7 protein-coding genes are annotated in these 11655 nt (G+C 71.9%); all 7 read left to right on the forward strand.

From position 1 onward, the window contains the following. Positions 1–1771 (forward strand): ShlB/FhaC/HecB family hemolysin secretion/activation protein (locus G7B71_RS14815; protein ID WP_166042307.1); only part of this gene is annotated, 1771 nt, incomplete at its 5' end. 85 nt (positions 1772–1856) lie between these two features. Then, positions 1857–2396, forward strand: coding sequence for a hypothetical protein (locus G7B71_RS14820; RefSeq protein ID WP_166042309.1), 540 nt, complete (start codon positions 1857–1859; stop codon positions 2394–2396). A gap of 2 nt (positions 2397–2398) precedes the next feature. Next, complete coding sequence (locus G7B71_RS14825; protein ID WP_166042311.1) at positions 2399–3985, forward strand: hypothetical protein; 1587 nt, start codon at positions 2399–2401, stop codon at positions 3983–3985. Further along, a complete protein-coding gene (locus tag G7B71_RS14830) occupies positions 3982–5574 on the forward strand; it encodes a hypothetical protein (RefSeq protein WP_166042313.1) in 1593 nt (530 codons plus the stop codon). The genes G7B71_RS14825 and G7B71_RS14830 overlap by 4 nt, the downstream gene beginning before the upstream one ends. After that, on the forward strand, positions 5571–6302 hold the full coding sequence (locus G7B71_RS14835; RefSeq protein ID WP_166042315.1) for a hypothetical protein: 732 nt from the start codon (positions 5571–5573) through the stop codon (positions 6300–6302). Before G7B71_RS14830 ends, G7B71_RS14835 begins: the two co-directional genes overlap by 4 nt. Positions 6303–6305: 3 nt before the next feature. Continuing rightward, positions 6306–9362 (forward strand): hypothetical protein, encoded by a 3057-nt coding sequence (locus tag G7B71_RS14840; protein ID WP_166042317.1) that lies wholly within the window; start codon positions 6306–6308, stop codon positions 9360–9362. Beyond that, positions 9362–11655, forward strand: a 2294-nt coding sequence (locus G7B71_RS14845; RefSeq protein WP_166042319.1) for a hypothetical protein, incomplete at its 3' end; no start/stop codon positions are given. The genes G7B71_RS14840 and G7B71_RS14845, both read left to right, overlap by 1 nt.

Raw genomic sequence — 11655 nt, forward strand, 5'->3', positions numbered from 1 at the left:
CCCGCGCACCGGCTCCGAGGCCCAGCCGCCCGAGCGGCCGCCATTCCTGGCGCCCGGCCCGCCGTCGCTCGCGCCGGACCAGCCCTCGGCACCCGTGCCGGCCGCCGTCCCGGGCGGACTCCTCCGCGAGGTCCGAGTCGTGGAAAGCCAGGTCGGGCCCGACGCCGTGCCCCCGCCCGGCTGGCGGCCGGCCGAGGACGCGCTGTCCGGCCTGCGCATCGACCATCGCCCGGGCGAACCGCTCGGCGCCGACTGGGTGCGCCGTCAGTTCGCCGCCAACCAGGTGAGCGACGCCGGCCGCGCCGTGGCGCTCACGCAGCTCATCAACCGCGCCTTCCTCTCGGCCGGCTTCGTCAATTCCGGCCTGCTCGTTCAGCCCGGCGGAGCGCCGGACGAGATGGTGGTGGAGCTGGTCCACGGCCGCCTCGTCGCGCCGGCCGGGGGCGAGGCGGTCGAGGTCCGCTTCAGCGGCGACCCGATGGGCCTTCGCCCCGGCTTCGTCCGCGACCGCATGCCGTCGGCGCGGCGCCAGCCGGTCAACGCCGCGCTGATCGAGCGCGACTTCCGGCTGCTCGCCGAGGACCCGGCGATCCGCACCGTCAACGCGCAGCTGCGCCCCGGCGAGCGGCCCGGCGAGGCGAGCCTGCTGCTCACCGTGCTGCCGGCCGAACGAGTCGATTTCTACCTCACCGCCGGCAACAGCCGTTCGCCCTCGGTCGGCGGCGAGCGCGGCGCGATGGGCATGAGCGTGCGCAACTTCTTCGCGACCGGCGACACCCTGTTCGGGGAGACCGGCCTCACCGAGGGCGGCCTCGACGCCATGGCGGCCTATTCGACGCCCACCTTCGACCCCGAGACCATCCTCAACCTGCGCGCCAGCCACAACGAGGCTGCGGTGGTCGACGCGCCGCTCGTCCCGCTCGACATCAGGAGCGAGGAGCGCGCGTTCGAAGCGAGCCTCGTCCGTACCCTGCTTCGCCGTCCGCTCACCCCCGCGGGCGAGGGCGCCTGGTCGCCCTCGCAGACGCTCACCGCCGGAATCGGCTATGTCTCGCGGCGGCAGGAGAGCTTCCTGCTCGGCCAACCTTTCTCCTTCGCTCCGGGATCGGTCGACGGCCGCGCCGAATATGGCGCGGTGCGGCTGCTCGGCGACTATGTCCTGCGCGGAGTCGACCAGGTGTTCGCCGCCTCCGCCACGGGCACGATCGGAATCGCCGGCACCCGTTCCGACATTCCCGGCGTGGCAAGCCCCGACCGCAACTTTCTCGCGCTGCTCGTCCAGCTCAACTACGCCCGCCGCCTCGCCGACGACGGCCTCGAGCTGCGCGCCCGGATCACCGGCCAGGTCGCGAGCAGCGTCCTCTATTCGGGCGAGCGGCTGGGGATCGGCGGGGAGGCGAGCGTTCGCGGCTATCGCGAGACCCTGCTTCTCGCCGACCAGGGCGTGATCGGCTCGGTCGAGCTCGCCCAGCCGTTCAGCCTGTCCGGATCGGCGGGCCGCGGCCGCGCCTTCGACTGGGGCGCTTTCACCGTCGCCGGCTTCGTCGACGCCGGTTACGCCCACACCCGCACCGCCGCCCAGCCCGCGCCCGACACCATCGCCAGCGCCGGCGCGTCGCTCGCCTGGCAACCGAGCGACGCGATTCAGCTGCGCGTCACCTATGGCTATGCCTTCATGGACGTCGTCCCGACCGGCTCGCGCGACCTTCAGGACGACGGCGTCCACATCCGCGTCATCTTGCGACCTTTGCGGCTGCTTCGCGGGCGCTGACGCCCTCGCTCCGGCGTATTCCCTTTGCAAAACACCTTGATCCGTGGCTTGTTGCCGCGGTTTTTGAGGTCGACGAGGTTGGCATATGAACGGTGACGCGGAGGCCGCGCGCGAGTTGGACCGGCTGCGGACGGAGTTGCTGGAGTTCGTTGTCGACGCGCTCGGCGAGCGCATGGCCAACGGCGACTATGCCGAGCTGAGCGACCGTCTCGTCGAGGCGATCGACCGGCGGGTCGATCAGGCCGTCGCCGCCCGTCTCGCCGACACCGACTGGCCCGATCCCGACCGCTTCGTCGACGACGTTCTCGCCGCGGCCGGCGGCCGGGCCGGTGATTCCGAGCCGCGCACCCGTCGTCCCGCCTCGGGGCCGCGGCGCGGACGTCTCACCCCGCTGCACATCGCCCTGCTCATGCTCGGTGCCGTCATCCTCACCGCGGCGGCGACCTATTTCGTGCTCCAGGTCTGGAGCGGCCCAACCACGACCAACGTCACCGCGCCGATCGCCCCTGATCCGGTCGTCTATGATGCGAACGGCATGCAGATCGACCCGGGCAACGCGGCTGCCGGCAACACAACTGCCCCGCCCGCCGACACGGCGCAGAACGCGCAGGGGCCGACGCCCTAGGCATGGCGATCCCGCCCGACCGCATCGGCACCTTGGTCATCGGCCCTCAGGCCGGCGGGCGCGGCTATCGCCTGCTTGCCCGAAGCGAGGGGCCGGACCTGTCCGCTGCGGCCGAGGCGCGCCTCAGCGAGCTGGCGCTGGTCATCGCCGGCTGGGCCGACGAGGAGGAGCCGGAGGCGATCGCCCTGGTCCCGCTCGCCGACGCCACCACGCCGGCCGTGCTACTGCGCCTCGCCTATCTCGGCACCGCGTCGCTCGGCACCATGGCCTTCGCCAACGGCCTCATCCTCGACAGCGCCGCCTTCGCCGCCTGCGCCGGCCGGCCCGAGACCCTGCTCGACCTCATTCCCGCACCCGACGGCAGCCGCGACTTCGCGATGAGCCCGCTCGCCGCGCCGATCGCAGCGCCGCGCCAACAGGTGCAGAGCCGCGACTGGACCGGGCTCGGCCTCCAATGGCGCGACCGAATGGTCGTCGTTCAAGGGCCCGAGGAGGTCGAGCCCACTCTCCGTTCGGTGCTCGCCTCGGTCGGCCCCGCCGGTCCCGGCGCCCGCGTGCGCGGCTGGGCGACGACTGCGCTCCTGCCGTCGTCCGGCAGCTTCTCGCCGCCGCGTGAGCTTCAGCTCCTCGTCCTTCACCAGGGCCAGCGCCGCGCCGCGGGCCTCCACTATCTGCCCGCCGCGGCGACTCCCGGCGGCTTCGAGGGCGAGCGAGTCTCGCTTCCACCCGCCGCCCGCGCCTGGGAGCGGCTGAAGGCCCTCGCCGTCGATCCCGATCTCGCCGAGGCGGTCGGCCCATTGCGCTGGTCGCCGAGCCATTTCGACCTCCCGCCCGCCGAGGTCGTCGGCCCCGCCGCTGACACCGTCCTCAGGCGCCTGAGCGGCGGCGCCGCTCAGATGCGGCTGGTCACGGAGCTGGCGCGCCCGCGCGGCGAGGATCTCGACGCCCCCTTCGCCCAGGTCGCGCGAGGCCTGTTCGCCCAGCTCCTCGGCCGGCCCGGCCTCGAGCCACAGCACAGCGCCTTCTACGTCAAGGCGCTCGCCGACGCCCCGCCCGAGGCCGCGAACGCGATGGGCCCGCTCGGCCGCGATCTTGTTCATCCCGGCAACGGCCGCTGGCTGCGCGGGCTCAGCTTCGCGCGCCTGCTCGAGCTCGGTTACGCCGAGGCGCTCGCCGAGCGCAGCGACGAGGCGCGGGACCTGCTCGACGGCCTCGGAGCCGACGAGCTCGCCCTCTTGCTCGACCGGGTCATGCTCGCCCGCGACGGACGCCTGCGCGAGCCCGCGCTCATCTCCGCGATCCTGCGCCTGCTCGCCGACCAGACCGACGCCGACAGCGCTCCGGAATGGCGCGGAGTCTATGCGGCGGCGCTTCAATGGCGCCTGGCCGAGCCGGCGGCCGAGGACGAATTGCGCCTCGGCGCGCGCAGCGTGGTGCGCCTCACCCACCGTCTCGCCCGGCCGCAAATGGCGCGGCTCGCCCAGCGCACGTTGCGCCTGCGGGACTCCGCACTAAGTCAGCCAAGGGAAAGGTTGGACATGCTGGGGGGCGCATTGGAATGGGTACGCCTTGAAGGAGCGGCGGCGTGAAGAGGTGTCCCAAACATTATTGGTTCGAGTTCGACGAGACTCAGGGCGACTGCCAGCTCTGCGAGCGCGAGGCGATGAAGGCCGAGCAGATGACTCCTGCCCATGTCGCCGAGTGGCGGGAGCAGGCGCCGCAGCCCGAACCGCAGGCGTCCGAGGATCCCGCCGAACCGGTGGCAAAGCCGGAGATCATGCCGCCCTTCACCGCCGGCGACGCCGTCGAGTCCGCCTTCGCCGACCCCGAGCCGCAGCCGCTCGCCGAACCGATCGCAGCGCCCCCGCCCCGCCCGGCCGATCCGGTCGAGGACGAGGACACCCGCATTCTCAACCAGCTCACCCAGCTTCGCGAGAACGGCGTGTTCACCGTGGTGCTGGTCGGCTTCTATGCCGGCGGCAAGACCTGGTTCCTCAACCGCGTGAAGCACGAGCTCGGCCGCTGGGGCTTCAACCTGTCGCCGCCGCCGGCACCGGACAAGGCGCGCGTCACCCGAACCAACGACGTCGAGATCCACCATGCCCGCCGCCTCAAGGACGACGAGGTCAAGGGCTTCGCGCTGGTCGACATTCCCGGCGAGCGGCTTAGCCGGCTCGTCGCCAAGGACTTCCGATCGGTCCGCTCGGTCATCGCGGCGATGGACATGTGCGGCGCGCTCGTCGTCGCCCTTCCCGCCGACGAGGTCCTGCTGTCCGAGGACATCCACCGCGAGGCGGTGTCCTTGCGCGGCGTCGACCAGGTGCTTCTCAACCGCACCAAGGACAATCCCACCCTCCACGCCCTCGCCCAGAAGGCGCGCGAGCTGGTCGTCGAGCATGGCTCGGTCGAGAACGCGCTCGGCACCCAGGGCCTCAAGTCCGCCGAGATCGACCGGATTCGGGCGCTCGGCGACGAGAAGAGCGAGGAGGAGCGCGCCAAGCTGCTTCGCCTCGTCGACGAGGTCGCGGGGCTGGAGCTTCTCACCCGCGTCTACCGCCTGTCCGAGGCCGACGCCGAGCTATCGCTGTTCACCCAGGATCTGTGCTTCATGACCGGCCTGATGTCGAAGCTGAAACGCGACGGCGCCCGGCTCGACGCTCATTATGACTTCGGAGCGCTCGATGCCGGCCAGGTCGACGTCCACATCAGCTCGATTGACTATGCCCGCTTCATGCGGCCGACCTTCGTCGCGATGACCAAGGCGGACCTCGTCAGCCATCCGGACCCGCTCCTGGAATGCCTGATCAAGCACGGCCGCAAGCCCGACATCGGCATCGCCTATGACGAGGACCCGCTCGACACGCTCTATGACATGCGCATGTCGCTCGCGACGATGTTCGAGCAATGGTTCGGAACGGTGAAGTTCGACTTCGTCACCGCCTTTCACGAGCACCGCCAGTCGGACCGCATCGACTATGCGGCCGGCCATTTCGGAGTGACCTCGGTGTTCGACTGGATCTCCTGGGCGCAGCGCTGGGACGCGATGGGCAAGGCCGAGCGCCGGGCCCTGGTGCGCGCCCGCGCCATCCGCCACAGCCGCGACGGCCGCAAGGATCCGGCCAAGGACTGGGCGTTCATGAACCGGCAGGCCGCGCGCCAGGCAGGCGGCACCTGGTGATCGGCACCAATCTCGTCCCGCGCCCGTGGCGCCGCCAGCTCATCGACTCCGTTTATGGCGCGGAGGACGACAAGGGCATGCGCATCTATCTGGGCGTGCTGTGGGGCGGATTCTTCCTGCTTGCGCTCATCCTGCTCGGCTTCACGCCCTGGGCGTGGCCCGCCCAGCGCGAAGCGCAGGTCGAGAGCCTTACGCCGATCACCTGTGAGGCCGTTCTCGGCGATGACGAAGCCGCCGACCGGGCCGAGACCAACACGAGCACGAACCGTAGCCGCTCGAAGAGCCGCGCAGCCGAGCGGGAAACCAGCAGCCGCAGCGCCTGCCGCGCCGCGCTGACCGACGCCGAGCGTGCTCAGCTCGGCCGAACTGAGGCGCTGGTCGCCTATCTGCAGCGCGGCGGCGTGACGCCGCCACCGCTCAACCTCGAGGCCGACAGCCCGGTCCGCGCCTGGGTCGATAACAACATCTGCCGGCTCGGCGGCGCCGGCGCGGGCGACCGCGGCGCGCTCGCCTGGCACGTATCCCAGGGCGCCGGCGAGTGCAGCGGCGGCAACAAGCTCGTCGCCCGCATGCCGCTGTCGATCCTGCTGTGGCCTTGGCTCGGCGCGCTGCTGACCCCGCTGCTGCTGCTCTGGCTCGGCTACCGGCTGGTCCGCCACACCTTGCGGTTGCCGGCGACTCGGCGAGCCTATCGCCGTCTCTACGGCTCCGAGCACAAGGCGCCGTAAGCGATGCCGAGCGGGGCGGGCATCGCCTTCACGTTGCTGAGCCTTCTCCTGGCCGTGCTGCTCTGGCGCAGCCGCGCGGGCCGCGAGCCGCTCTCGCCCGCCTGGCTTCGGCTGCGCTCGGCGATCCCGCCGCTGCTCCTCGTCGCCTGCATTCCGAGCGGCTGCGTCAACGAGCGGTTCGACACGCTGCGCCTCCATGCCGAGGGCATGACGGTGACCCAGCTCTCCATGCAGGGCGGCCGCGCCCAGCCGATGCCCGCGACGGGCTGCGACGCCTATTTCGGCGCCGGCCAGGACCCGGTCTTCGTCGCCGGCCCGGCGCGCGGCTGCGTCGACCTCGTCGTCCAGGACCCCGCCGGCGCCGACCTCGACGGCGCCCTCGTCCGCCTCGACCACCAGGCCGGCGGTGGCGCGACGGTCCGCCTCGCCACCCTCACCGGAAGCGGCGGCACGCTGATCGCCGCCACCGACGGCGACGAAGGTCGCGCCTATGCCGGCGCGGTCCCGCTCAACGAGGGCGACAGCATTTGCCTCAATCGCTGCGCGACTCCGCAGGCCCGCTGGTGGACCTTCCGCGACGGCGGCACCCTCGAGCCGGCGGGCGGCGGCGAAGCGCGCACTTTGCGCACCCGTCCGGGCCTGTTCGGCTCGATCCAGCCTTACGGCCCGGCCAACCGCATCCACCGGCTGGGCACGATCCTGTGCGACGAGCCCGACGCTGCCGGCGCTTGCCCCAACCCGGTCCTCGCCGACCCCGCCCGCGCCGGCGAGGTGCCGCGCCCCGCGCAGAGCTTCCTGTTCCAGCAGGGCGGTTTCCGCGGCCATCAATGGTTCGCGATGCTGCTCGACCCCGGCGCGCGCGTCCGCCGCGCCGATGGCAGCGTCGTGAACCCGTCGCTCGCGCAGGCCGTGCCGCTTGCGGAGAACAGCAGCCGCCACGTCGCCATCCTCGCCGTGCGCGGCAACACGTTGCGCGAGCTGCGCTCCTTCACGCTCGGCCATCAGCTGGTCGAGGACCCGACCGCGCGGCGCCGCTTCACCCTTGCCCTCGACACGCCCGAGCTCGTCCCCATTGGGCACTGCGAACGTCCGCTGTCGCGTCTGGCCGTCGCGCCCGACCAGGCCTCGCCCGAGGCCTTCGCCATCTCCGCCTTCGGCAATCGCCCCGGCTCGGTCATTTCAAGCGCCGCCGCCGGCATGCCGATCGACCGGTTCAACCTGTGTCGCGGCACCAGCTTCGCCTTCCGCGCCCCGCTCGACGGCGCCGCGACCGCCGGCCCGGTTCAGCGCCAGATCGACTTCCGGGTCGACCGAATGGGCCTTCCCTGGCTGCTCGTCGTCATCGCCTTCACCGTCGCGCTCGTCGTCCACGCCTCGGGCGAGAGCTATTGGAGCGTCCACCGGCTCGACGGCCAGATCCTCGTCCTCGCCCAATACCTCCTCGTCGTCCGCGCTCTCGTCGGAATCGACGGCGTCTTCGCCGACCCGGCGGTCGACTGGCGCACGATCTATGGCGACATCGGGACGGCGATGGTCGCCCTGCCGATGATCCTCATCTCCATCCGCAGGCGCGCCGACCTCAGCCTGACCACGGCGGGGACCTTGGCCGCCTTCGTCGCCGTGACGCTGGCGTCCTTGTGGTGGTGGCTCGGCCCGCCCGACCTGATCGGCCAGTTGTTCGCCCTGCTCGCGCTGGGAGCTTTGGGTGTGCGTGTCGCCGTGGCCTTCACCGCCGATCGTCCAGCGCGGCCCAAGCCAGCGCCGGTAACCGCCGCCCCACTCGCCGCAGCACCTGAACCGGCCAAGGACGGCTACCTCGAAAGATTGCCCAGCGAAGTCGAAGCGGAGCGCGAACAAGTTCAAGCCTCCCCCCTTGTGGAGGAGGTTGGTGGGGGGCCGGGGGCGTCCGCCGCCGAAGAGACTTCTGCAGCCGCCAACAAGGAAGAGAGTCTCCCGGCCGCGGACGCGGCTGGCCCCCACCCCAACCCCTCCCAACAAGGGGGAGCGTCTAGCGAACGCCCGTTCCTCGCCCGCATGGTCCTTGACCGACCGCCCGGCTTCTGGCTCTACCTGCTCGGCACCATCGTCGCCGTCCGTATCCTTCTCGGCTTCCTCGGCTATCGCGAGCGCATCTTCGGCATCGCGCTCAGCGCCGTCTACGTCCCGCTTCTCCTCGCCTGCATTGGCGCGGTGCTCGCCCAGGCCGAGGCCGCGCCGCCCGAGCGTCGCCGCCGTTTCGGGTTCATTTTCCTCGCGGCGCTCGCCGTCGGAGCCGGCGTCGTCGCATTGACGATCAACGACGTCGGCTTCGCGCTTGTCCATCTGCCGCCGATCGCCGGGGTCGCGCTATGGCGCCTCCGCCGCTGGCGCCGCCGCGACAGCACGACCCCGCGCTCGTGGCAGGACAAGCTGCCCTGGGCGCTCCCTGCGGCCGGCCTCGTCGCCGGCTATCTCCTATTGTGGACCATGATCGCGCTGACGCCGCCGCCCAGCGCCGAGGCGCCGCTCGAGGACCGCGTCGCTTATGCGGTCGAGGAGCGAAGCACCGACCCCAATTGGCTCCGCCTGCGCGCCGTCTTCGCGCCGTCGCAGATCGCCGAGATCGGCAACCGCGCCGCCGCCGTCCAGCTCGACCAGAGCCTGCTTCTCGGCGAGCTGACCGGCACCCTGCTCGGGCGCGGCTGGCTCTACCCGGTCGACCTCGGCACCTTCCGCTTCCAGGCCACCCACCTGAGCGACTACCTCAGCGCCTCCCACATCATGGCGCCGTTCGGGCGCTTGGGGGCGATCGCCTTCCTGCTCGTCCTCGCCGCTGGCGCGGGCGCCGCGGTCTATCACCGTGTGCCGGCCCCCGCGCCCTGGCCGCACCTCTCCGGGGCGCTGGCGATCTGGACCCTATTCGGTGCCGCCGCCTACATGATCCTCGCCAACCTGCTCCTCGTCCCCTTCACCGGCCGCAACATCTATTTGCTCGCGGCGTCCTCGGGCGGCGATCTCATCGAGGGCCTCGCTCTGCTTCTGATGGCGCGCATCGGCATCGCCTATCGGAGGGCCGGCTGATGGCCCGCAAGCAGCGCCGCCAGCGCGGCCCCCGCGCCAAGGTCGACTGGGGCCGGCGCCTCGCCACATTGCCGCTGCCCGCCGTGCTGCTCGGCGCGCTCGGCCTTGCCATCGTCGTCGGCCCCGTTCTCAAGCCCGGCCTCGCCGGCGCGGACGGCACCACCGACGGCTATGCCGGGATCGTCGCCGGAGCGATCGAGCGTTCCTGGCTCTACGCCGTGCCCGACGCCGCGGACGAGAGCGGCGACGTCAACGGCCGCGTCGAGCGCGCCCGCGGCCCCGACGTCCCGGCCGAGTTCGACGCCTTCATCGCCGCCTCCTGGCTTCGCGACGACATGAACACGCTCGACCCGTCGATCTGGCGGTTCGACGGCACCCGGCTGGAGATCGACCCGCGCGCCCACCTGATCAGCGGCGCCTATCAGGGCAGCAGCGGCTGGCGCGGCTCGATCCTCTACGCCGACAGCCAAAGCCTCCAGCAATTGCTCGACGAGCGCGGCGCCACCGCCGCCTGGCTTGCAGCACCGGCCCGGCCCGGCGCGGCGGCGGTCAATCGCACGATCAACGTGATCAATCCGGCGGCGGAGTCGGACGGCAATGCCAGCCAGATCACCTTCATCGCCGCGTCCGGCGGCCCGCCGAGCGCGGTCGCGACCCTTCGCCGCGTCGGCGACCACGCCATCCTGCGCGTGCCCCGCCGCGACCGCGGCCAGGTCACGGTCAGCGTCGGCGCGACCGAGGCGGCACCGCGCGGCGAGTTCCAGGTCGGCTGGCGGGTCCTCCAGAGCGGCGACACGCTGACCTTCGCCTGGCCGGGCGGTACCCGCCGCTATCAGTTCGTCCAGAGCGAGCCGGCCATCTCCCGTGCCCGCGGCGACGCGGTGCGCATCCGCGCCGCCGGCCTCGCCAATTTCGCCCGCGCGATCGAGGCCGCGGCGGGCGGCGGCAACCAGTCCTTGCAGACCAGCATCGACAGCCGGCTGCAGGGCGCCACCCAGCAACAGCTCACCACCGCCTCGGCGTCACTTTACGGCAGCGAAGGCATCACCAGCTTCCGCTCCGCCGCGGTACTGATGGACGGCCTCACCGGCGAGATCGCGGCGATACCCAGCTTCCCGGTCCTCCCCGAGCATCTCCATCCAAGCCAGCGCGGCTCGCCCGCTCATCGCCGGATGCTGGAGCGCAACAGCAATTTCGTGCGCATGGTCGCCGGCTCAGCCGCCAAGCCGCCGATGGCGCTCGCCATCCTCAACTCCTTCCCGCAGCTGGGCGAGCTGCGCATCTCCGGCTCCAACCCGTTCCAGACGCTCGCCGGAATCGACCTCGGCACGCCGGTCCCGGACCAGGCCGGCGGCGAGTGGGACTTCCGCAGCTTCCTTGCCCGCTCGTCGAACAAATATGCGGCGATGCTGATGATCCTCGGCCTGTCCGACGCCGACAGCCTCGCTCGCGGCGCCTGCGACGGCCCGTCGAACGAGACCTTCTTCATCGGCGATTCCGCGCGCAATTGCCGCCCGCCCATGGCCTTCATGGAAGGCGCCCAGCAAGGCCCCGACGGAATGCGCCCCCTGCGCGCCGGCCGGCCCGCCGGCCAGGGCTGGTCGAACAATCTCTACGGCCTGTTCTGCCTCAACCCCAACGCGCCCGACGACCGCCCCGCGGTGCCCGATCTCGGCTGCCTCGCCGACGATTCCGGCCAGCGCGCGATCTGGCGCGGCTTCGGCTTCCAGCGCCCGCGCCTGCTCGCCGCGGTCAGCCCCGACCGCGAGGGTTTCGGACTCAACGTCGTCGACGACATCTACCAGGATTATGTGATGACGATCCTCGGCGGCAATCGCGGCCGCTGGACGACGATCAGCCTCGCCCAGTCCTTCGCCCGCATCGTCACCGGCCGAGCCATCACCGCCCGCCTTACTCCCAAGGGCGTTCAGCCCAACGAGGAAGTGCCCGAGGAAGTGCGGCTGCGCGTCAATGAAGGCGCCCAGGCCCGGGTCATCGACGGCCTCCGCGCGGTCGTCTCGGAAGGCACCGCCCGGGCGCTCGCCGGCGCCGGCTTCCCCGCCACCGCTTCGAATGGCGACCAGTTCCGCCTGTTCGCCAAGACCGGCACCCCCAACGTCGCCTTCCTCGGCGACGATTCCCGCCAGCTCCTCCAGAATTTCGCAAGCGCGGGCTGCGGCTTGCGCCTGGCCAGCCGGGTGCCGCGCCCCGGCGCCCAGCCGCGCGCCGTGCTCGCGGTCGGCGACAATGCCGCGCTGCCGGTCGCCCAGGCGATCGCCGCTCGCCCCGACTG

It is taken from the genome of Sphingosinicella sp. YJ22 (genome assembly GCF_011320075.1).
GTDB lineage: Bacteria > Pseudomonadota > Alphaproteobacteria > Sphingomonadales > Sphingomonadaceae > Allosphingosinicella.